Below are 22456 nucleotides of genomic sequence, written 5' to 3' on the forward strand. Positions count from 1 at the left end.
CGCGATCGGCGGGTTCAACTGACCGCCTGCAAGGGCCGGCTGTGATCGAAGGCTTCCACCGCCTCGGCGATGGACAGGGTTTCGTCGAAGAAACGGCGCAGGTCGGCGGGGGTCGGCGCCTGCTTGGTTGCGGTGGCGTGACGGCGCACCCGGGCCAGCATGGCGCGGGCCTGGGCCTCGCCCGGGGCCATCCCCAGTTCGTGGCAGGCATGCAGCACGCTGGCCAGGCCCGAATGCTTGCCCAGGACCAGGCGGTGCCCGCGTCCCAGCTCGGCGGGCGACAGGGCTTCGTAGTTGCGCGGATCGCGCAGGAGGCCGCTCACATGGATACCGGATTCGTGGGTGAAGATCGCGTCGCCCACGATGGGCTTGTTGACCGGCACCGGACGGCCCGAGGCATCGGCGACCAGACGCGACACCACGGCCAGGGCCTTGGGGTCCACCCCGGTTTCGCGCTGGTAAAGATGCCGGCAGGCCATGACGATTTCTTCCAGGGGCGCGTTGCCGGCCCGCTCGCCCAGGCCGTTGACCGTGGTTGATATGTGGGTGGCGCCCCCCAGCAGGGCGCCCAGCGAGTTGGCGGTGGCCAGCCCCAGGTCATCGTGGGCGTGGATTTCCAGCTCCAGCGACGACGCGGCGCGCAGACGCTTGAAAATCTGCTGGGTCGAGAACGGATCCATGATCCCCAGGGTATCGGCGAAGCGGAAGCGGCGGGCGCCGGCTTCCTCGGCCGCCTCCAGCACGCGCTCCAGGAAGGCCGGGTCGGCGCGGCTGGCGTCCTCGCCGCCCAGCGCCACCTGCAACCCTTTTTCGCGGGCCGAGCGCACCATGGTGGCGATATGCGCCAGCACCCACACCCGCGAGCGCCCGATTTTGTTGGTGATCTGCTGATCGGACACCGGCACCGACAGGTTGATCATGTCAACCCCGCAGGCCGCCGCCGCCTCGATGTCGGGCAGGGTCATGCGGCACCAGGCGATTGGCCGGGCGCGTTCGGCCTGGGCGACCACGGCGCGGATCGAATCCTGCTCTTCCGGCCCCATGGCCGGAATTCCCACTTCCATCTCGGGAACCCCGGAGTCCTCCAGGGCGCGGGCGATGGCCAGCTTTTCCGAAGCCGTGAACACCACGCCGGCGGTCTGCTCCCCATCGCGCAAGGTGGTGTCATTAATCACGACGGATTGCCATTCCATGATCGGGACTCCCGCAACCGGATTCACCAGGGATTGTCGAACCGCCTCAGGCCGGCGTGGCCGGGGTCGCGCCCACGCCGCTCAACGGCACCCGGGCGGGCACGCGCGGACCGGCGTGGGCATCGACGACGTGGGTGGGCACCACGCGTACCGGCCGGCCAACGCCCTCCATCAGGCGCTGCTGGATCCCCGACAGGGTAATGGTGGACAGCTGACAGCCCACGCAGGCCCCGGTCAGGGTGACGTAAATCCGGTTTTCCTCAATGCGGTCGATCTCGATGTCGCCGTTGTCGCGTTGCAGGCGCGGACGGATCACCGTGTCGACCAGGGTGGTGATGCGCTCGACAAAGGCGGCGGAGCCGGGCACGGGCGCGTTCAGGGAAGCGGAAGCGATCGGACTCATGGGGGGAAGGTCCTTCTCGGCCAGGGGATCACAAGGGCTCAACAGGTCGCCTCGCCGGCGCCGCGCCCGCACGAGCAGCGACCCACCGCGTTGGGATTGTCGAACACAAACCCGGGGGCGCCCTCGTCCTCGATGAAATCAATGGTGGTGCCGTCGATCAGGGGCTGGCTTTCCGCGTCGACGAAAACCTTGGCCGTGCCCAGGTCGATCACGTGGTCGCCCTCGGCCGGGGCCCGTTCCAGCCCCAGGCGGTAGACAACGCCCGCGCATCCGCCCAGCGAAACCCGCACCCGCAGCCCCGTGGGAGCCTCCAGGGACCGACCCACGACGTCGCGCACAACCTCGGCCGCCCGCTCGGTCAACGTCATTCTCATCGGAACCTCCCTGGCGGTGGACAACACCAACACAGCCCCAACCTTGCAAGGGACGTGCCAGTTATCCACAAGCGTTATTTTCCAAGATGTTGACGGAAAACCCTGGCGGATTCCCGACAACAATCCCCGTGAGGAACCTGGAAAACACCCCGCCATTGTCGCAAAGACGACAGCCCCGCCGCCGTCCGCCCCCTCCCGCTGGCTGGCCCGGGGCACGAAAAAGGGGCCGGCAAGCCGGCCCCTGAAAAAGATGAGGGCCGGCAAGCCGGCCCCTGGGAAAAAACAAGGGGCCGGCGAACCGGCCCCCTGGAAAGGGATGGGAAAAAGAAGATCAGCGCCGGCGCCGGTCCCGGATCAAGGGATCAGACGGTGGCGGCCGCCCGGTCGGCCAGGGCTTCAAGCCACGCCTGCCGCCGTTCGGCCTCGTTGATTTCCTGGTCCAGCCACTCCAGCATCAAGGCGCCCTCGGCGCTGCTGGCGCCTCGCAGGTCGCGCAGGCGCACCAGCTCGGTTTCCGCCGTTTCCAGCAAAAGCTCGGCTTGCATCGCCTGGCTTTCCGGCGGCAGCAGATCCATGAACCGGAACTTCAACGCCGTGACCAGGCGCGACAGATCCGACGACGCCCGCAGGTTGGCGGTCATCAGGCGCAGGAACTCGGCGCGACCGCCCTCCGTGATGGCAAGCACGGCATCGTCTTCCATGCCCTCGCCGCTCAGCGGCTCAACCAGCCCCTCGAACCGCAACAGCTCCATCGAGCTGCCCAGCAGGTCAAGGGACGGCCCGGTGATCCGGGTCACGAAATGACGCACCGAAGCTGCCAGGTCACTGTAGCGGCGTGGCCCCCGGGCAATGGTTCCCAGGGCGCACAGGCGCACCGCTTCGCGCGGAGTCAGCGTGTTGTCAGCGAACATGGCAGCACCCTCCTCAATAATCAGGAATGTCAGTCTATCTCATAATGTGGCTAAGGGAAAGCCCCCGGCCCCGGAATTGCGCGTAATCGGTGATTTCGACGCGAAACCTTCAACGATACGGATGTCACCTCCGGGTGGATCACTCTTTCCGAAAAAGAAACCGGACCCTCCCATGGCTTACTATCTTACTCAAGAATAGGAAGGGGGGAGTGCTTTTTCAACCAGACTAAAGTCGAGATTCGCCTATTTTTTCCGCCTTTTTTTCGCCATGCTTGCCCCCCCTCCCGATCGCCAAGAAAAAACCCCCTCCGGTTGGGAGGGGGGTGAAAAACGACAACGAACAGGATATCGAAGGCCAGGACCGGGGGAAAGGGCGCTCGCGGGCGCTCCCTCCCCCGACTCGGGGCGCGAGGGGAGGCCTCAGGCCGCCGCCTGACGCTCGATGCCCAGGTACTGCCACACGTCGATCAGGGCATGCACCAGGTGATCGATGTGGGCGTCGGTGTGCAGCGGGGTCGCCGTGATGCGCAGGCGCTCGGTCCCCTTGGGCACGGTCGGATAGTTGATCGGCTGCACATAGATGTTGTGACGCTGCAGCAGCAGATCGCTCGCCATCTTGCAGCGGGCGGCGTCGCCCACCATCAGGGGCACGATGTGGCTGACCGTGTTCATCACCGGCAGACCGACTTCGCGCAGGCGGCGGATCACGGTCTGGGCGCGCTCTTGATGGCGCACGCGCAGCTCGTTGTGCTCCTTGAGGAAGCGCACGCTGGCCAGGGCGGCCGCGGCCACGGCCGGCGGCAGCGAGGTGGTGAAGATGAACCCGGCGCCAAAGCTGCGCACGAAGTCCACCACGCTCGACGAACCGGCGATGAAACCGCCAACCACGCCGATCGCCTTGCCCATGGTCGCCTGATAAATGGTGATGCGGTCGAGCTGCCCGTCGCGCTCGGCCACGCCCGACCCGGTCAACCCGTACATGCCGACGGCGTGTACTTCGTCCAGGTAGGTCATCGCGTTGTATTTTTCGGCCAGATCACAGATTTCCTTGATCGGCGCGATATCGCCTTCCATCGAGTAAACGGACTCGAAGGCGATCATCTTGGGGTGCTCCTTGGGGTACTTCGCCAGGAGCGACTCAAGGTGAGCAATGTCGTTGTGACGGAAAATTTCCTTGGCCGCCCGCGAGTGACGGATCCCCTCGATCATCGAGTTGTGATTATCGGAATCCGAGAAAATCACCAGTTCGGGAATCTGGGCGCCCAGGGTCATGAGGGTGGTCATGTTGGCGACGTAGCCGCTGGTGAACAACAGCGCGGCGTCTTTCTGGCACCAGGAGGCCAGCTCGTCCTCCAGCAGGACATGGTAATGATTGGTGCCGCTGATGTTGCGCGTTCCACCCGCGCCGGCCCCATTGCTGCGCACGGCTTCCGCCATGGCGTCCAGAACAACCTGATGGGTTCCCATGCCCAGATAGTCATTGGAACACCAGATCGTGACGTCGTGGGCCTTGCCGTCTCGATGGTTCAGTGCCTTGGGGAACTCGCCCACCTGACGTTCGAGATCGGCGAAGACGCGATAGCGTCCCTCGTTCTTCAGACCGGACAGCCTGTCGGCGAAATAGCCTTCATAATCCATTGCCGGATTTCTCCTGATCTCATTATTCCTGGACGGCGCCAGCCCACTGGCGACGCTACGCCACCGGGTGCTCCTCCTTGCGGTCGGGGCCTTGGGGGCTCCGCGGGCGAGGAGGCAGTCCAAGGCAACGGGGACACCGTGCCCCCCGTTCGGACCGTGCGTCCCGGGCCCAACTCCTGGCACATCCGGAACCACCCTCCACGCGGCACCATTTCTTTCCCCTGTGTCGCGGGAAGGGAGGATAAGGCGGCCGCTGCCGTTGTCCAGCCCGGATCACCGGCCGCGCTCGTCTTTTTTCCGACACTTTGGGCCCCGTTTTGACGCAATATTCCCCTGGGGAACCCTGTGGAATCTCCCGAGTCCCGGGTCTTTTCCCGACGGAAACACTTGGCGATTTGACTTCGCCCCCCGACGCTCTAGGATTGGGGCATGGCCCGGCCGCCGGCCCCCCTTTTCGCCCCCCCGTGCTCCCAGGGAGAGCTTCCATGAGCTTCAAGGACATCCTGGTTCATATCGACAAATCTGGCCATTGTCCGGCCCGTCTGGACCTTGCCGCCCGTCTGGCCGCCGACCATGGGGCTCACCTGACCGGCCTGGGCCTGCGGATCGTGCCCCACGTGCCCCGCTTCATCCTGACCCAGCTGGGCCCCGAGGTCGCCGAGGCCCAGCGCCGCCTGGCCGAGGAAACCGCCCGCGCCGAGCGCGCCGCCTTTGAAGCCGTCGCCGCCCGCCATGCCCTCAGCCATGAATGGCGCGAGGCCGAAGGCGACGTGCTGGAAGCCTTCTGCTTGCATGCCCGCTACACGGACTGCCTGGTTGTCGGCCAGGACGACCCCGACGACGACGCCATGGACGGCGAGCACGGCCTGACCGAGCATCTGGTCCTCGACGCGGGCCGCCCGGTCCTGGTGGTGCCCTACGCCGGCACCTTCCCCACCCTGGGCCACACCGTCCTGGTCGCCTGGAATGGCAGCCGCGAGGCGAGCCGCGCCATCAATGACGCCCTTCCCCTGCTGCGCCGCGCCCAGCGCGTGGTCGTGGTGGTCATCAACCCGCGCGGCGGCCGCCTGGGCCACGGCGACATCCCGGGCGCCGACATCAGCTTGCATCTGGCCCGCCATGGCATCAACAGCGAGGCCCACAGCCTGCATGCCGAGGACATGGAAGTGGGCGCCATGCTGCTGTCCCGGGCCACCGACCTGGGGGCCGACCTGATGGTCATGGGGGCCTATGGCCGCTCGCGCCTGCGCGAACTGGTCCTGGGCGGCGCCACCCGCCACATCCTGCGCCACATGACCATCCCCGTCCTGATGAGTCATTAGAGTCCAGGGAGTCCGTCCGTTTCACGTTGAAGCGGACAGACTCCGGATCCCTTTGCTTGAGTTCGTCAGGCCGGATCCGGGCACGGTGCCCTGATTTCTTGGTTCCGCCCTGATGATCCAAAAAGGAGGGGCGGCCCCCGCACGGTGGGGCCGCCCCTTGAAGAAAGAACCGCCCGTCAGTGCGCCGGCTGATAGGGCAGCGAGCTGTGATGCACGTCGATGCGCAGATGCCCCTGCGCGTCGCGCATATAGCCAAAGGTGTATTCCACCTTGACCTCGGGCCCACTCGGCGGGGTGAAGTAGTAGTTGCCCATGGCCACGGCGTAGTTGTCGCCCAGCAGCATGCCGTGATTTTCAAAACGCACGTGCGTCCACGGGTTCAGGGCAAAGCCATGATCCTCGGGCACGATGCCCCCCACGAAGTACGACAGCGCCTGTTCGCTGGTCTCGCGGAACTGGTCGGCGGCGGCCTTGGTCGGCTTGAAGAGAACCGGCCCCAGACCATACCCGTACAGGGTATCAAGGTGATGCTGGGCCGCGCGCACCGCCGCGCCGTGGCTCTGCGTGGCGGCCTTGCCAATGGCCACGATGCCGTCGCCCCAGGCCTTTTCGGCCGCCAGAACCTCGGCCTCGGTCACCGGCGTGGCCTGGGCCACCCCCAGGGTGAAAAACAAAACAATGCCAACCAGAGCCGGCAGTCCCATCCTGTTCCGCATTTTCTTTTTCTCCCGCGAGCACGGCCCCCCCGTTTTCGGACGGGGACCCTGGCGCCTCCACGAAGGCAAGAAGGACGACTCCCCTTGCCACGATCGAATGATCTTCCAATTGACTATAGACAAAAGTCAAGAGGCTCGCCCCCACGCTCCCGGACACCGCCCGAAGCCCGTGACACCCGCCTCGTCCCCCACGGGGGCAACCATGGTCCTTACCCCCAAAATATCCCCCCGGATCAGGGAGCTAGGGAATCCCTCCCCGACCCTTCGCCACCGAGCGGACTGGACAACTTTTTGCCGTCTTGCTACCCAGGAAGTCCACGCCGTGCCGGCCGGGGCCATCCCGCCGCTGAAGGAGTCCGAGCCATGCCGCAGGCCAAGCCGTTGGTCATCGTGACGCGCAAACTGCCCGACCCCGTCGAAACGCGCATGATGGAACTGTTCGACGTGCGCCTTAACCTGGATGACCACCCCTTTACCCGCGAGGAGTTGTGCCAGGCCATGGCCGAGGCCGACGTCCTGGTCCCCACCCTGACCGATCGCCTCGATAGCACGGTGCTGTCCCACGCGGGGCCGTCCTTGCGCCTGATCGCCAATTTCGGCGTCGGTGTCGATCACATCGACGTTGCCAGCGCCCACCAGCGCGGCCTGACCGTCACCAACACCCCCGACGTGCTCACCGAGGACACCGCCGACATGGCCATGGCCCTGATCCTGGCGGTACCGCGCCGCCTGGTGGAAGGCGAACGCCTGGCGCGCGAAGGCAACTGGACCGGCTGGACGCCCACGTTCATGCTCGGCCACCGCATTTCCGGCAAGCGCCTGGGCATTGTTGGCATGGGGCGGATCGGGCAGGCGGTGGCGCGGCGTGCCCGGGGCTTTGGCATGGCCATCCATTACCACAACCGGCGCCGCTTGCACGCCGCCACCGAAAGCGCCCTGGAAGCCACCTACTGGGAAAGCCTGGACCAGATGCTGGCGCGCATGGATGTGGTGTCGGTCCACTGCCCGCACACCCCCGCCACGTTCCACCTGCTTTCCGCGCGCCGCCTCGCCTTGCTGCGCCCCCACGCCTATGTCGTCAACACCGCGCGCGGCGAGGTGATCGACGAAAACGCCCTGGTGCGCATGCTCTCCCAAGGTGAACTGGCGGGGGCCGGCCTCGATGTGTTCGAGCACGAACCCGCCATCAATCCCCGGCTGCTGAAAATGGACAACGTGGTGCTGCTGCCTCACATGGGATCGGCCACGGTCGAGGCCCGGGTGGACATGGGCGAAAAGGTCCTGATCAATATCAAGGCCTTCATCGATGGCCACCGCCCGCCCGACCGCGTTCTGCCCGGGGCCTGAGACGGGAGGCGAGACAAAACGCGCGGCGTCAGCCGGCCGGGGCGCGCGGCGTCAGCCGGCCGGGGGATGCCGCGAGGCGACCTCGGCTTCGCCGGGCGGCTTTTCGAAATCGGTCACCCGGCCCCGGCGCATGAACTCGGCCACCGCCTGCTCGGCCCCTTCCTTGACCTCGGCGCCCCAATCCTCGACCAGCTTTTCTTGCTCCGCCTTCAGGGCCACGATCCGCCGGCTGGCGGTCATGGCCATGAATCCCCCCAGGATCTGAGGCACCGACATGTACAAAAGCCACCCAAGCGCCGCCGCGCCGTAGATCACCATGATCGTGAACACATCGGTGATCAGGCTCACCGCATGGGGAACCGTGTGGCCTTCGGTCCACAACTGGGCCAGGAACGGAATCGTGCCCGCCAGGTTGATTCCCCCCACGCACAGCCAGCCCATGCGCGCCAGCGACCGGTCAACGATGAAGGCCACGCCCGTGGGCAGCATCGCCACCCCCAGCAACACCACCGTGGGAATGGAAACCAACACCAGGGGCCCCAGGGCCAGGAGCATCCCGATCTTGACCCCCATGCCCATGCCCTTGCCGTCCGGCGCCGTTTCTTGCATGTCCATCCCTCGCTGCGGCGACACCCGCCGGCCTGCGCGTCACATCAGATGAATCACGGTCACAAAAGCCGTGCTCAATAAGGCGATGGCCACCGCCACCGAGGCGGCCGTCTGCTGCCCCAGTTTTTCCGATTTCTCGCTTACGCGGTAATTTCCGCTTTCCAGGGCAGCCACCTGCTGCGCGGCCTGCGCGTATTTCTGACGGGCCACCGAAAAGCCGTCGAAATCCTCCTGGCGCTCCTCGGCATCGTCCAACAGGTGATAAAGTTCGGGAAGATTGCCCTTGCGCACCACCTTGGGCAAGTCCTTTTCCAGGCGGCGGCGCCGCTCACGGCTGTGATAGCTTTCGATCACCGGGGTCATCAGGCTGCCCAGCCATTCCGCCAGGGCCGGCACGGATTCGGGCCCCAGCTTCCATTGCAAGACCGCGAACAGGCTCAGCAGGCCCAGCGCCGCCTTGCGCGGATCCAGGTCATTCAAGGCATGGATCTGCGCCATGGTATCGCGGGGGTAACGCGAGGCGATGAAGGCCGTCACATGGCGATCCGCCGGCCATTGCTTGCGGTCGGCCGTCGCCGCCGCCCGTTCCAGGGCCGGCAGCAGGTCGCGGATTTCCAAGACGCACTGGTTGCGCACCAGCGGGCTGCGACAGGCAAGGCTTTCGTTCAGTTCGTACAAGCAGCGCTCGACCCCGCCGCCCTTGGCCGTTTGCACCAGATAACTGCGCAAATCCCGAAATTCGCCGTCGAACCGGCCGTAATCCAGCGAGAAATCCTCCTGGGCGGCGATCCAGGTCTTGGCGAAGTCGCGCATGATCAGTTCAACGTAGGGGCGCACGTCCCCGTGCATCGCCACCACGCACGCCATCGCCGTGCCCAGGGCCTCCATGTGCATGCGGATGGTGTTGCAGCGCACGGGGGCCACCGGATCCATCAAGGTCAGCACCGCCGCGATCGCCAGGTCGCGCACCGGCCCCGTGTCCTTGGCCGAGGCATTCGACGCCCGCACCACGTTGGAAACGCTTTCGGCGATTTCCCCCATCTCCAGGCCGCGCCGCAGCCAGGTTTCCACCTTGCCTTCCATGATCGGCACGGCGCCTTGTTCCCAGTCCCGCGCCAGGGCGTGGGCCAGGGTGCGACGGGTGAAATACTCGTCGCCCCGGAAGGAAAACGGCCGCTGCGAACGTTTGTCCTGCTTGGTCTGCAAGGGCATGGTCCGCCGGCCGTTCAGCCACAGGTCGATGGCCTCCAGGGTCCAGCGCTGGCTGGGATCGTCCACCAGCAGCCCGCGCGCCAGCTCGATCACGCCCAGGGGCACCCGCTCCTCGCCGACCACGGTGGCATAGGAGCCGTTGGAAATCTTGTTGGTCACCACGTCGGCGTCGGAAATATCGGCGAGGGGGTTGTGCCCCACCGACAGCACCACCAGCGTGGCCCCCAGGGCATACATGTCGGCCGGATAATACCCGGCCCCCCGGCCTTCCGGGTTGGCCATGCCGCTTTCAATGGGTTCGCACAAGGCGGGCTGGAAATAGGCGGGCGGCGCGGTCACGCAGTCGCCCAGGGCGATTCGCGTCTGCTCGCGGTCCAGCCAGTACAGATTGGTGGGCCGGATGGCCCGGTGCACCACCGAGTGAATGCGCAGCTCGCCCAGGGCCGCGACCAGGGGCTTGAGCACCAGCTTGACGAAATGCTGATCGGGCACGGGCTGGAACACATCGTCCATTTCGCGCATCACGCGCCCGCCCAGCGGCCGGTCGTAGATCACGGCCAGGCAACGCCCGTCGACCAGGGGCCAGTCCACCGCGCCCCACTCGGCCAGTTGCAAAAGCCCCGTGGCGCTCACCCCGCGCAAGGTTCGCATCAAGGTGACGCGCGGCGGCAGGGGACCGTCGCACATCAACGCATAAACGGGACGCTGGGCATTGCGCCGGTCGATGCACGCAAAGGCGTGCGCGTTGGGCATGTCCAGGGAGGGCAACGGCTTGGTGGGATCGATTTCGTAGCGATCGCGCAACAGCACCGGACCTGACTTCGTGCCGGACGCTGCCTTGGAATCCTGGGCCATTGTCTTCCCCCGGGTGGGTTCATGCGCGGGCGGGGGCACGGACCGCGCGAAGGAAAAACCATTCCCCCCGCGCGGGTCCCCCCTCCTGGAGTTCGTCCGGGAAAAGTGGAGCGCACTTTTCCCGAAAAGACAAACTCAAACAAAGCGATGCGGAGTCTGTCCGCTTCCATCCGAAGCGGGCGGGCTCCAGACGCCGGGTCCCCCCTGGATCACGGCGCCCGTGGCGGGTGTTCCGTCGTGGTCCCTTCCCCGAAAGGACCACCCCTTTTTACCTTGTTCGCGCGGGTCAGCCCAGGAAAGGATCTTGAACCAGGATGGTGTCCTCGCGTTCCGGGCTGGTCGACAGCAGCGCCACCGGCGCGCCGATCAGTTCCTCGACCCGGCGGATATACTTCACCGCCGTGGCCGGCAGATCGGCCCACGAACGCGCCCCATGGGTGCTTTCCTGCCAGCCTTCCAGGGTTTCGTAGATCGGCTCCACCGCCTGCTGCGCCTTCATCGACGCGGGCAGGTAGTCAATGGTGGTGCCGTTCAGCCGGTAGCCCACGCACACCTTCAAGGTTTCCAGGCCGTCCAGAACGTCGAGCTTGGTCAGGGCGATGCCCCGGATCCCGCACACCTGCACGGTCTGGCGCACCAGCACGGCGTCGAACCAGCCGCAGCGCCGCGGGCGCCCGGTCACGGTGCCAAACTCGTGGCCGCGCTCGCCCAGCCGGCGACCGATGTCGTCGTGCAGTTCGGTGGGGAACGGTCCCGCGCCCACGCGGGTGGTGTAGGCCTTGGTGATGCCCAGCACGTAGCCCACCGCGCACGGCCCCACGCCCGAGCCGCTCGCGGCACTGGCGGCCACCGTGTTCGACGACGTGACAAAGGGATAGGTGCCGTGATCGACATCGAGCAGGGCGCCTTGCGCGCCTTCGAACAGAATCTTGCGCCCGGCGCGCCGCGCGGCGTCCAGATCGCGCCACACCGGCGAGGCAAAGGGCAACAGACGCGGCGCCATCTCCAGAAGCGCCGTCATCAGGCTTTCCGCCTCCAGCTCGGGTTCGCCCAGGCCACGCAGCAGCGCGTTGTGGTGGGTCAGCAGGCGATCGACCTTGAAACGCAGGATATCGGGATCGGCCAGGTCGCACACGCGGATCGCGCGCCGCGCCACCTTGTCCTCGTAGGCCGGGCCAATGCCGCGCCCGGTGGTGCCGATGCGCGCGTCTCCGGCCGCCGCCTCGCGCGCGCGGTCCAGGTTGCCGTGCAAGGGCAAGATCAGCACGGCATTCTCGGCGATGCGCAACACCTCGGGGGTGATGGTCACGCCCAGGGCCTTGATGCGCTCGATCTCGTCGAACAGGGCCCAGGGATCGATCACCACCCCGTTGCCGATGATCGACGGCTTGCCCCGCACCACGCCCGAGGGCAGCAAGCTGAGCTTGTAGGTAACGCCATCGATCACCAGGGTGTGGCCCGCGTTATGACCGCCCTGGAAGCGCACGACCACGTCGGCGCGCTCCGAAAGCCAGTCCACCACCTTGCCCTTGCCCTCGTCCCCCCACTGGGAGCCGATCACGGCCACATTTGTCATCGCATCCGATCCTGTATCGTGAAAAAGGTCCGCTCACCCCTGGTCGGCCGGGGCCAGCGCCCGGGGCTGGCCGTTCTCGTCCAGGATATGGGAGCAACCCAAACGCAAGGCTTCCGCCTGATCCACCGCCGCCCCCAGGGCCGGCACGGTTGCCCAGCCCTCGGCCTGCAAGGCGCGCCGACGCGCCGCCGGCAGGGTCGGGGAAATCAGCACCAGGCGACGGGGAGGCGGGCACGTCGCCACGTCCAGAACCGCGTCCAGGTACAACGTGGCCCCGGCGCTGGGCTCCACCGCGCCGTCGGGTCCCGTTTCATAGGCGCCCCCGCGCCCCAGCTCGCCCCGGGCGCCACGCCCGAACAGGCAAAAAGCCGTGCCGGTGTGGTATTCGAACCCGTGATGTTCCAGGGGGTCAAGGGTCAGATCGTGATGGGGCACGGCCCCGGCCACCCGCCGGGCCAGCGCCACCAGCGAATCGCGCATCGCCACCGCCGGTTCGGGCAGGTCCAGGGCGACCAGGGCTTCCACGCCGCGCTCGGCCGGGCCCACCGTTTCCAGCAAGGCGCGCAGCACGGCGGCCGCCTCGGCCCCCACCAGGTCACCGACCGCCACCAGGTCCTTTTGTTCCAGCACATCGCGCACGGCTTGCGCACGCGCCTCGTCGAGTCCCAGGGCCGCGCACAAGGCGGGGACCAGCGGCGGACAGGTGAGGTCGATGCACACCCGTTCAACCCCGGCTTGTTCCAGGGCCTCGACCGCCAGAAGCAGGACCTCGGCCACCGCGTCTTCCCCGGCGGCGCCGATCAGCTCCAGGCCGGCCTGGGTGAACTGGCGCTCGGGACGCAGCTGCGAGCCGCGCACCCGCAACACCGACCCGCTGTAGGCCAGGCGCAGGGGCCGGGGGGCGCGCGCAAGCCGGCTGGCGGCGATGCGCGCCACCTGCGTGGTCATGTCGGACCGCAGGCCCATCATGCGCTGGGTAATGGGATCCATCACCCGAAAGGTCTGGGCGGCGGCGGTGCGCCCCGCGCCCGAGAGAAGGCTTTCCTCGAACTCGATCAGCGGGGGTTTGACGCGATGGTAGCCATTGGCCACGAAGGTGGCCACCAGGCGCGACGCGACAAACGCTTCTTGCTCCGCGTCCGGGGGCAGGAGATCGCGCAGGCCATTAGGAAGCAGGGCTTGGGCGGCGGTCGGAAAAGAAGCGGTCATGGCACGACTGTTGGGGGGAGGGAATAAGGGCAAGGGCGCACGACGGGGGCCCTGGCGGCGAGCGGATGACCTTCCTTAGCGCGGAACCAAGGGCCGGCGCAAACACAAACCCGTCCGGCCCGGCCGTGGGGAACCGCCCAGGCCGCGCCGGAGGGAAACCAGCCGGCGCGGCCTGGGGATCACGGGGATTCCCGGGCGGGAGTCGCGTCGCCCCCGGGCCCCGGGGGATCGCTTTCCTTGGCCGCCTTCTCGGCGCGCCGCCGCGCCGAGCGTTCCAGCCAGCCCATGAACGGGGCGGCCAGGTAGGGCAGGCTCATGACCGCCAGCGCGATGGCGTACACGAAGACTTCATCGACCTGGTTGTAGTTGGTGAACCACAGCACCAGCGACGAAATCACCAGCGCCAGCCCGAGCAGGGTTTCGGAACGGTTGATCCAGCGCCCCTTGGCCTGACGCTTGGCCGCGCCCCCCTTGTCGGTGCGCTGGAAGGGCAGGTTGTCGCCGATCAGGGCCTTGAGCACGGCACTGGCCACGGTGAACTGCAAGCTCATGGCCGCGATCGCGGCGCGCAGGGAACGCACCGGCGAGATCTTCACCCGCAGCCGGTACAAAAGCACCGCGTGCGCCACGTGGATGACCACGGCGGCGATCGCCGGCGCCATCAAGGCGGTGATCGGCAGGTGGGCGCCGATGAACAAGATCACGGGGACCCACAGCAGGCTGAAAATCGCCACCGCCACGCCCAGGGCATCCGACAGCCACACCGCCCAGCCGGTCACGAAGCGCATCTTCTGGGCCGGGGTCAGGCCGGGAGCGCCGGGCAGCATGGCGCGCCAGTGCTTGCGAATGATCTGCACCGCGCCATAGGCCCAGCGGTTGCGCTGGGTCTTGTAGGCCTTGAAGTCGTCGGGCAGCACGCCCCAGCCATAGCGGCGGTTGGTGTAATGGGCGCTGTAGCCGGCTTCCAGCAGGCGCAGGCCCAGTTCGGTATCCTCGACGATGGTGTCCGTGGCCCAGCCGCCCACCGCCTCGAACGCCGAGCGCCGGATCAGGAGCATGGTCCCGTGGGTGATGATGGCGTTGTCCTCGTTGCGCTGGACCATGCCGATATCGAAGAACCCGGCGTACTCGTCGTTCAAGAAGGCCTTGAAGGCGCTTTCGTCACCGTCGCGGTGGTCCTGGGGGGCCTGGACGATGGCCACCTTGGGATCGGCGAAGGTCGGCACCAGGTCCTTGAGCCATTCCGGATCGACCAGGTAGTCCGCGTCGATCAGGGCAATGATTTCGGCGTCCTCGGCCATGAAGGGCAGCGCCTGGTTCAAGGCGCCGGCCTTGAAGCCCGCGACCTTGGGCAGGAACACGAACTTGAAGTGGGGTCCCAGTTCCTCGCAGCGCGCCTTGACCGTTTCCCAGTAGTAAGGCTCGGGCGTGTTGTTGATGATCACCAGGACTTCGAAATTCGGGTAATCAAGGGCCGCGATCCCGTTCAGGGTTTCGATCAGCATGTCGGGCTCTTCCCGATAGGCCGGGATGTGCACCGAAACCTTGGGATAATCCTGGCTGGCCAGGCGCTCGGGGATGGCGTCGCTGACCAGGGGCCCCTGGGTTGCCATCAGGGGCCGGCTGCCCTGGCGCGGATGATGGCCGCCCTCGCCGCCCACCCCGCCGTCGGCCAGCGGATTCAACAGGCGCATGGGACGGTGGCCCAGGGCCACCTCGGCCATCTCGGCCACCTTGGTCAGCACCACCACGGCCAGGATCAGCATCAAGATCAGGCCGGTGGCCCAGCCAAAGGCCGCGCCCAGGTTCAGGTAGGTATCGAGCGGGAAAACCAGGGCCAGGCCGGCGGCAACACCCATGGCGTTGGCCACCAGCGAGAAGATGAAGGCCTCGCGAAAGCGGGCCCGTCCCCGGCGCAGGCCCAGGAGCGACAACAAAGCGCCCGCGATCAGGGCCGCGATCGCCGCCGGGCGGTAGTTCTCCTCGACCAGGCCCTGGAGCGGGAATTTCGGCGTGCGATCGGCCTTGAACAGCCCCCAGTACGGCCCCACCGAGCCTTCGTTGGTTTTCCAGGGCTGATCAAAGGCTTCCACGATGTTGTAGGACACGCCCAGGCGCTCGGCCTCGTTGATGAAGTCGCGCAGCACCTTGGCCTGGGTCACCGGGTCGGGCTCGGCGGCGCGGTCGTTGTAGCCGCGCGACGGCCACCCGAATTCGGCGATCACCACCCGCTTGCCCGGGAAGGCCGCGCGGAGTTCGTCGTAGCGCTTGAAGGCGTATTCCACCGCGTAATCGGCCGGGATCCCCTCCCAGTAGGGCAGGATGTGGGCGGCGATGAAATCCACGGCGCTGGCCAGCTCGGGATGGGCCAGCCAGATGTCCCAGGTTTCACCGGTGGAAACATCCACCATGCCCCGGGTGCGCCGCTTGATGTCGCGAATGTGGCCGATCAGCTCGTCGACCGTGAATTCGTTGCGCAGAATGCTTTCGTTGCCAACGATCACCGCCTTGACCGCCCGCGACGCCTTCACCGCCTCGACGGCGGCATCCATTTCGCGCACGTTCAGGTCCTGGTCGGCCGAAACCCAGGCCCCCACGGTCACCTGCAAGCCCTCGCTCGCGGCGACCTCGGGCAACAGGGCCTCGGCCTTGCCGATGGCGGAATAGGTGCGGATCTGGCGCGAGACGCTTGATAGCAAGGCCAGGTCGTCGTGCATGCGCTCGACCGTGGCGTCGTCGTCGCTTTCGGTCTTGGGGTCGTTGCGATACGGCGTGTACGACACCGAGCGCACAAGGCCGACCACGTCGGCCGGGGTCACCGCCTGGCGCACCGCGAGCCAGCCCGAGGCGTGGAGCGCCGAGGCCAGCAGGACCGCCAGGAGGACCTTGAGAGTGGGTTTGTAAAAACGCGTCATGGCCGTTACGGCTCCCCAGCACGCCGGTCCGGCCGGCGCGATCATCGTTCGTCGTCTATCGAAACAGACTTAACAAAACGCCAATTCCCGCTCGTGCGCCAGTCCCACCCCGGCGGACCTTGAACGGTTCCCCATTCTTTTTTGGAAAAATACTTAAATAAAGCAGCCCGGCATGCGATACTGAGTCCGAGCGATTCCCCCATGCCGAAGCCGCTGCCGGCTCCCCTAGGGGGGGGATCGGGCCCGCGCGGGGGCAGCACCGCCGGGTCATCGCGACCCGCCGCCATGGCCCTGCGATAGGGTCATTCCGGAAAACAGGGTCCTTCCGGAAAACGCCGGCATTCCAGAGCGTCCCGGCCAAGCCTTCCCGGGCGGTCGGGAGAAGACGCCAGGGGCCTGCCGGTCCGTCCCCGAAGGGGCGACTCGCTCCCTGCCCCCGACCTGTCGTTCGGGAAGAACGAACGGCAGGAACGGCGCGACGCCGACGGACGCGCGACTCAAACCACCTCCACCCCTTCGTTTCCCGGCGGGAACAGGGCGCCAGGGCCGTGAAAACCGGCGGGCCCGGGCGTTCCGGAGCCGTCAAGGCGCCGCCCCTCCCCGGCCGGAACGGACCGGGGAAAAGGCGGGCGGACCCGTTACTGGGGCTGCGGAGCGGGTGCCGATCCCTCGGCGGGCGGGGCCTCGGCGGCCGGGGCCGGGAACTCCTGCGCCGGATCAACCCAGCAAGCCGCCGCGACGTCGGCCAGGGAAGCCCCCTCGGCGGCGCGGGCGGTGGTCTGGGCCACGGGCGAGCGCGCCACGCACGAGAACGCCTCGCCCAGGCGGTACATGGGACAGCCGAAGCGGTCGTAGAAGGCAACGAATCGTTCCGCCATGTCGGCGTCGTCGCGCGCGAGCAGGGAAACGACCCGCTCGCCGGTCCACACGCATTCCGCGCTCAGCGCCTTGTCGGCCGGACGCGCCTTGGAACGCGGCGGCAGCGGCGGGCGGGCCTTGGTGGCGGGCGCCGAGTCGGTCGAGGCCGATGCAGGCGCGCTGGCGGCCGGCGGCTGCGAAGCCGGAGTCGCCTGGGCCGGAGCCGGCTGGGCGGGGGCCGAGGCGGCCGGCGCCTTGCCTTCCTCGGCCACGGCCGGGGTCGGAAGCCCGCTCCCGGCGAGCACCAGCGCCATCAGCGCGGCACCCGGCAGAAGAGGACGGAGAACAGAACGGCTAATGGGGAGCATCTGCGAACGGACCTTGCTGAACGGAGTGGAAATTCACAAGAAAATCAAAAACGTCCGCGCCGGGATCCCCCCGCGAGAACGGCGGAAACACCCGGACAAGGGGACCGGCGCCAAGGGCCTGGCGAGCGAATCTGCCGGTTCCGGTCCACGAAGCCCGCCGATTAAAGAGGCCCGCGCCAACCAGACGCGGGCCCCCTTCCCGGATCCACCAATCTTATCAAAAAACGATGCGTTTTCAAAGCACCATTCAAAGCATGGGATTTTACGGTTGCTCCCCCCCCGATGACATGGCACGTTTGCGGCAACGGTGGCCTGCGGGCCGACGTGCGAGTGACAGATTTGAAAGAGGCTCCATGCTCCAGGATTTCCAACGAAATCTCGCCGCTGTCCTGATGGGCACCCTGGTGATGAGCACCACGGTGTCCCCGGCCGGGGCCGCCACCCCCGACCGTCATGCCTCCGGGCCCGTCGCCGGCAAGAACGCCGCTCCGCACCAAAAAACCCCCGTGCCCCCCGCTCCGGGAGTGAAAGCCAACGCGCCCGCGCCGGGAGCGTTGACCCACGCGTCCACCTCCGCCCCCCGTCCGGCCACCAAGCCCGGCACCCGATCGGCCGAGGCCCACGCCGGGGCGATCAGCGCCCACCCCGCCAAAACCGCCCCCGCCGCCCCCCCAAAGGCGGCGGCACTCATTTCAGGGCATGCCCCGCGACCGGGCGCCGTGGCCGGACGGGCGCCAGCCCCCACGCCTCCCGTGGCCCACGTCGCCGCCGGCGTGCCGATTCCCACCAGCAAGCCGACCGGCGCCATTCGGGCGCTGGCGTCCGGCCCCCTGGTGGCCATGGGGACCGTCATCGTTCCGCCGGTCAAGCCCGCCAGCAAGGCCGGAGCGGCCACCCCGGTGGCCCTGTCGGCACGCCTGACCACCACCGGCGCGCCCCTGCCCACGCCCCACCCCAAGCCGGCCTTCGTCGCCGCGATGACCGCGCGCCCGTTTGACGCGCCGCGCCCGCCCGACGGATCCAAGCCCGCCTTCCCCATGGGCCTGTCCACCCGGCCGGCGTACACGCCCGCCATCGCGGTGGCCCCGGCCTACGACCCCCTGCTGTCGCGCCGCTCGTACTGGAGCTGCGTCCCCTTCGTCCAACATGCTTCCGCCGTCCACCTGACCGGCGACGGCTGGCGCTGGTGGGACAATGCCGCCGGACAGTATCACCGGGGATCCGCCCCGCGCCCGGGCTCGGTCCTGGTGTTCAAGCGCTCGCGCGATCTCGACCGGGGCCACGTGGCCCTGGTGCGCGCCATCCTCGACCGGCGCACCATCCGCGTGGATCATGCCAACTGGGGCTCGGGCGGCTACAAGGGCAAGATCGACGTGGGCGTGATCGTGCGCGATGTCTCGCCCCGCAATGACTGGTCGATGACCCGCGTGTGGTACACCCCCATCAACGATCTGGGCTCGACGGCCTATCCTACGTATGGGTTCGTCTATCCCGACCGCGTGAACGGCTCGCGCGACGGCTGATCCGGCCCGCCCCGCTCCGACTTTTTCCAGCGCCTTCCCCCCGGGGAAGGCGTTTTTCGTGGGACGCGACGGTGCATCGCGTCCCAGCGCCTTACCTTATGCGCGTTTGCGCCGGCGCTGGACCTGGCACTGGCGCCGGGCCCAGGGCCAGGCCAGCAGGCCCGCGCCCACGTTGGCGAGCGCCACGCCCGCGAACACGCCCTCGACCCCGGCCAGCCCGTCGCCCATCCAGGCCAGGGGCACGATCAGCCCGAACACCCGCGCCAAGGACAGCGCGGTCGCCGCCATCGGCAATCCCAGGCCGTTGAAGGTGGAAGCCACCACGGTGGCCAATCCCAGGAAGCCATAGCCCAGGGGCACGATCCGGAAATACCCGCTCACCTGGTCAATCACGGCCGGATGGTCGTTGAACACGCCCGCGAGCGTGGCCCCGGCCAGCGCCAGGCCGGCCCAGGCGCCCACGCCCCACACAAGCGAAAACCGCCGCCCCAGCACCAGGGCGCGGTGCACCCGGTCGTAGCGCCCCGCCGCCCCGTTCTGACCGGCGAAGGGGGCAATCGCCGTGGCCAGGGCCATGAACACCAGCACCGCCAGGGCCTCGATGCGGATCGACACCCCCCAGGCGGCCACCGCCTCGGGCCCGTGACCGGCCATCAGGCGGGTGAGCAGCCCTTGCGCCAGGGGCACGATGGCCTGGGTCGCGGCCGCCGGCACGCCGATCCACAGCATGGCCCGCCAACTGATCCACAGTTCCCGAAGCGAGGGCGGGCGCCAGGTCAGCATGCGGTGATACCCCCCCAGCATGCCCAGCGCGGCCAGCAGGGACATGAAGCGGCTGATCAAGGTGGCATAGGCCGCGCCTTCGATCTCCAGGCGGGGAAAGCCCCCCAGGCCAAAAATCAGCAAGGGATCCAGGACCACGTTGATCACCGCCGCCAGGACCATGATCCCCCCGGCCGTGCGCGCGCTGCCAATCGCCCGCAACAGGCCATTGCCGACCATGGGCACGATCAGGAACACCATGGCGATGTACCAGATCTCCATGTAGCGCCGGATCAAGGGCAGCAGATCGGGCCCCGCCCCCAGGGCCGAGAACAAGGGATCGATGGTCGCCACCCCGACCGCGATCAGGAGCCCCACCAGCACCAGCGCCAGCAGCAGGGCATCGGTGCACAGCCGGCGCACCCGGGCGCTTTCCCCGCCCCCCACCGTGCGCGCGACCACGCTGGACGCCCCCGCCCCCAGACCCACCGCCACCGAGGTCACGACCATGGTCACGGGAAAGGTGAAGCTCATGGCCGCCAGTTCCCGCGTGCCCAGTCGCCCCACGAAAAAGGCATCGGCCAGGGCCAGCAGAACCATGGCCAGAAGCCCCCCCAGCATGGGCCAGGTCTGGCCGATCAAGGTTTGCCCCACCGGGCCTTCGGTCAGGCGGGCGCGCAGGGTGAAAACGGGCGCTTCGGGCATCGTGGCTCCTTGTGGGGCGGCGCTTGGCCAAGGAGGGCGCAGTATGGGCCGAGCCGTCGCCCAGGCCCACGCCTTTTGCCAGGGGAGCCCCTCTCCTTTCCCGGGCGCCTGGCGTTCCCGCCGGCCGGCAGGAACGATGCGACTCGAAACACTCTCCTTACTTTAATCCAAACAAACCCCCTAACCTCCCATTTTTCCTTGCCAACCTGGCCTGCCTCCGTCACCCTTCGCGCAGGCTTGTGGCCCCGCTCCAACGCGGGCGGAAGGCATGAGGCCCAGGCCCACGAACCCCACCCGCGCCCCGGTCGTGCGCTGGCGCGGCAGTCTCAGGGAAGGCGATTGGATCCATGGCACTGTCGAAAACCCTGGTTGACGAACTGACGAAGCGCCGCGAGGCCGCCTTGCAAGGGGGGGGCGCCGACAAGATGGAGGCGCGCCACGCGCGAGGCGTTCTTGGCGCGCGCGAACGCCTGGAAACCTTGTTCGCGCCGGGGACCTTCCAGGAAACCGGCCTGCACGCCCGCCATGCCACCCGCGCCTTCGGCATGGAGAAAAAAATCCTGCCCGCCGATGCCGTGGTCTGCGGGGTTGGCTATGTCGATGACCGGCCGGTCGCCGGCTTCAGCCAGGACTTCACGGTGGCGGGGGGCTCGCTGGGCGACACGCACGCGCGCAAGATCTGCCACATCATGGATCACGCGGTGAAAGCCGGCGTGCCCCTGGTCGGGATCAACGATTCAGGCGGGGCGCGCATCCAGGAAGGCGTGGGCTCGCTGTCGGCCTACGGGCAGGTTTTCTACCGCAATGTGCTGCTCTCGGGCGTGGTGCCCCAGATCGCGGTGATCGCGGGCCCCTGCGCCGGGGGCGCCGCCTACTCGCCGGCCCTGATGGACTTCATCATCATGACCCGGCGCGAGGCCAGCATGTTCATCTGCGGCCCCGAGGTCATCCGGGCGGTGACCGGACAGGCCACGACCATGGCCGACATCGGCAGCGCCGAGGTCAACGCCGCCGTCTCGGGCAATGTTCACTTCGTGGCCGAGGACGACAAGGAAGCGCTCGCCATCGTGCGCCGGCTGCTGTCGTTCCTGCCCTCGAACAACATGAGCGATCCGCCCCACGCCCCCGGCGCCGCCTTGAACCTGGCCGACGATCCGGCCCTGGATGCCCTGGTCCCCGAGGATCCCAAGGCGCCATTCGACGTGCGCGCGGTCATTGCCCGCCTGGTCGACAACGCCGACTTCCTGGAAGTGATGGCGGCCTTCGCCGCCAACATGGTGATCGGCTTCGGGCGGATCGGGGGCATCGTCACCGGGGTGATCGCCAACCAGCCCCTGGTCAAGGCCGGCACCATCGACATCGACGCGGCCGACAAGGCAGCCCGCTTCGTGCGTTTTTGCAACGCCTTCAACATTCCGCTGCTGACCTTGGTCGACGTGCCGGGCTTCCTGCCCGGGGTGATGGAGGAACGGCGCGGCATTATCCGCCACGGCGCCAAGATGCTGTTCGCCTACGCCTCGGCCACCGTGCCCAAGATCACCGTGATCTTGCGCAAGGCCTATGGCGGCGCCTACCTCGCCATGTGCAGCCAGGACATGGGGGCCGACAAGGTTCTGGCCTGGCCCTCGGCCGAGATCGCGGTCATGGGCGCGGACGGCGCGGTCAACATCTTGTACCGCAAGGAACTGACGGAAGCCCCCGATCCCCGGGCCCGGGCCCACGAGCTGGCCGAGGCCTACCGGGCCGAGTTCGCCTCGCCCTATCTGTCGGCGGGCATGCTGTTTGTCGATGACGTCATCTTGCCCGGACAGACCCGGGCCGCCGTGGCGCTCGCCTTGCGCGGCCTGTTGTCCAAGCGCGAAACCCGCCCGCCCAAGAAGCACGGCAATATTCCTCTCTAAAGAGGGCCCCCGGAGCGCCGGGTCCCGTCGGACCTGGCGCTCCCGGATTTTTTGTTCTC

17 protein-coding genes are annotated in these 22456 nt (G+C 67.7%); 4 read left to right on the top strand and 13 right to left on the bottom strand.

Translation table 11 applies throughout. From position 1 onward, the window contains the following. Positions 1 to 14: 14 nt before the first annotated feature. The 5 genes from nifV to hemA form a co-directional block, all read right to left on the bottom strand. Positions 15 to 1193, bottom strand: a complete 1179-nt coding sequence (nifV, locus tag ROR02_RS07630; protein WP_147163431.1) for a homocitrate synthase — start codon at positions 1191 to 1193, stop codon at positions 15 to 17. 46 nt (positions 1194 to 1239) lie between these two features. After that, positions 1240 to 1596 carry a NifU family protein gene (locus tag ROR02_RS07635; protein WP_147163432.1) on the bottom strand — a complete coding sequence of 119 codons (357 nt, stop codon included), beginning with the start codon at positions 1594 to 1596 and terminating at the stop codon, positions 1240 to 1242. 38 nt (positions 1597 to 1634) lie between these two features. After that, positions 1635 to 1970 carry a HesB/IscA family protein gene (locus ROR02_RS07640; protein WP_147163433.1) on the bottom strand — a complete coding sequence of 112 codons (336 nt, stop codon included), beginning with the start codon at positions 1968 to 1970 and terminating at the stop codon, positions 1635 to 1637. Positions 1971 to 2332: 362 nt separating this feature from the next. Then, entirely contained in the window at positions 2333 to 2881 is a 549-nt protein-coding gene (locus tag ROR02_RS07645; RefSeq protein ID WP_147163434.1) for a hypothetical protein, read from the bottom strand. Between the two features lie 420 nt (positions 2882 to 3301). Further along, a complete protein-coding gene (gene hemA, locus ROR02_RS07650) occupies positions 3302 to 4519 on the bottom strand; it encodes a 5-aminolevulinate synthase (RefSeq protein WP_147163435.1) in 1218 nt (405 codons plus the stop codon). A 485-nt stretch (positions 4520 to 5004) separates the two neighbouring features. On the opposite strand from hemA, the gene ROR02_RS07655 reads away from it, so the two are divergent. Continuing rightward, the gene (locus ROR02_RS07655) at positions 5005 to 5841 is read left to right on the top strand and encodes a universal stress protein (RefSeq protein WP_147163436.1); all 837 of its coding nucleotides are present in this window, start codon (positions 5005 to 5007) and stop codon (positions 5839 to 5841) included. Between the two features lie 176 nt (positions 5842 to 6017). Here ROR02_RS07655 and ROR02_RS07660 read toward each other — a convergent pair whose 3' ends face one another. Beyond that, complete coding sequence (locus tag ROR02_RS07660) at positions 6018 to 6545, bottom strand: hypothetical protein (protein ID WP_147163437.1); 528 nt, start codon at positions 6543 to 6545, stop codon at positions 6018 to 6020. A gap of 375 nt (positions 6546 to 6920) precedes the next feature. Here ROR02_RS07660 and ROR02_RS07665 point away from each other — a divergent pair, with 375 nt between their 5' ends. Beyond that, a complete protein-coding gene (locus ROR02_RS07665; RefSeq protein WP_147163438.1) occupies positions 6921 to 7904 on the top strand; it encodes a 2-hydroxyacid dehydrogenase in 984 nt (327 codons plus the stop codon). 51 nt (positions 7905 to 7955) lie between these two features. On the opposite strand, the gene ROR02_RS07670 is transcribed toward ROR02_RS07665, so the two are convergent. The 6 genes from ROR02_RS07670 to ROR02_RS07695 form a co-directional block, all read right to left on the bottom strand. Further along, on the bottom strand, positions 7956 to 8513 hold the full coding sequence (locus ROR02_RS07670; protein ID WP_147163439.1) for a hypothetical protein: 558 nt from the start codon (positions 8511 to 8513) through the stop codon (positions 7956 to 7958). A 39-nt stretch (positions 8514 to 8552) separates the two neighbouring features. Continuing rightward, positions 8553 to 10580, bottom strand: a complete 2028-nt coding sequence (locus ROR02_RS07675; RefSeq protein ID WP_147163440.1) for a protein kinase family protein — start codon at positions 10578 to 10580, stop codon at positions 8553 to 8555. Between the two features lie 286 nt (positions 10581 to 10866). After that, complete coding sequence (locus ROR02_RS07680; RefSeq protein WP_147163441.1) at positions 10867 to 12156, bottom strand: adenylosuccinate synthase; 1290 nt, start codon at positions 12154 to 12156, stop codon at positions 10867 to 10869. Between the two features lie 33 nt (positions 12157 to 12189). Beyond that, entirely contained in the window at positions 12190 to 13365 is a 1176-nt protein-coding gene (locus tag ROR02_RS07685) for an ATP phosphoribosyltransferase regulatory subunit (protein WP_147163442.1), read from the bottom strand. A 179-nt stretch (positions 13366 to 13544) separates the two neighbouring features. After that, on the bottom strand, positions 13545 to 16280 hold the full coding sequence (locus tag ROR02_RS07690) for a glycosyltransferase family 2 protein (RefSeq protein ID WP_147163443.1): 2736 nt from the start codon (positions 16278 to 16280) through the stop codon (positions 13545 to 13547). A gap of 638 nt (positions 16281 to 16918) precedes the next feature. Beyond that, on the bottom strand, positions 16919 to 17506 hold the full coding sequence (locus ROR02_RS07695) for a hypothetical protein (protein ID WP_147163444.1): 588 nt from the start codon (positions 17504 to 17506) through the stop codon (positions 16919 to 16921). A gap of 353 nt (positions 17507 to 17859) precedes the next feature. On the opposite strand from ROR02_RS07695, the gene ROR02_RS17390 reads away from it, so the two are divergent. After that, positions 17860 to 19029 carry a CHAP domain-containing protein gene (locus tag ROR02_RS17390; protein WP_281291014.1) on the top strand — a complete coding sequence of 390 codons (1170 nt, stop codon included), beginning with the start codon at positions 17860 to 17862 and terminating at the stop codon, positions 19027 to 19029. A gap of 96 nt (positions 19030 to 19125) precedes the next feature. On the opposite strand, the gene ROR02_RS07705 is transcribed toward ROR02_RS17390, so the two are convergent. After that, the gene (locus tag ROR02_RS07705) at positions 19126 to 20496 is read right to left on the bottom strand and encodes an MATE family efflux transporter (protein ID WP_147163445.1); all 1371 of its coding nucleotides are present in this window, start codon (positions 20494 to 20496) and stop codon (positions 19126 to 19128) included. Between the two features lie 347 nt (positions 20497 to 20843). Here ROR02_RS07705 and ROR02_RS07710 point away from each other — a divergent pair, with 347 nt between their 5' ends. Then, positions 20844 to 22397, top strand: a complete 1554-nt coding sequence (locus ROR02_RS07710; RefSeq protein ID WP_147163446.1) for an acyl-CoA carboxylase subunit beta — start codon at positions 20844 to 20846, stop codon at positions 22395 to 22397. Positions 22398 to 22456: the final 59 nt, after the last annotated feature.

Origin of the sequence: Pararhodospirillum oryzae, assembly GCF_007992075.1 — a bacterium.
GTDB classification, from domain to species: Bacteria; Pseudomonadota; Alphaproteobacteria; order Rhodospirillales; family Rhodospirillaceae; genus Pararhodospirillum; species Pararhodospirillum oryzae.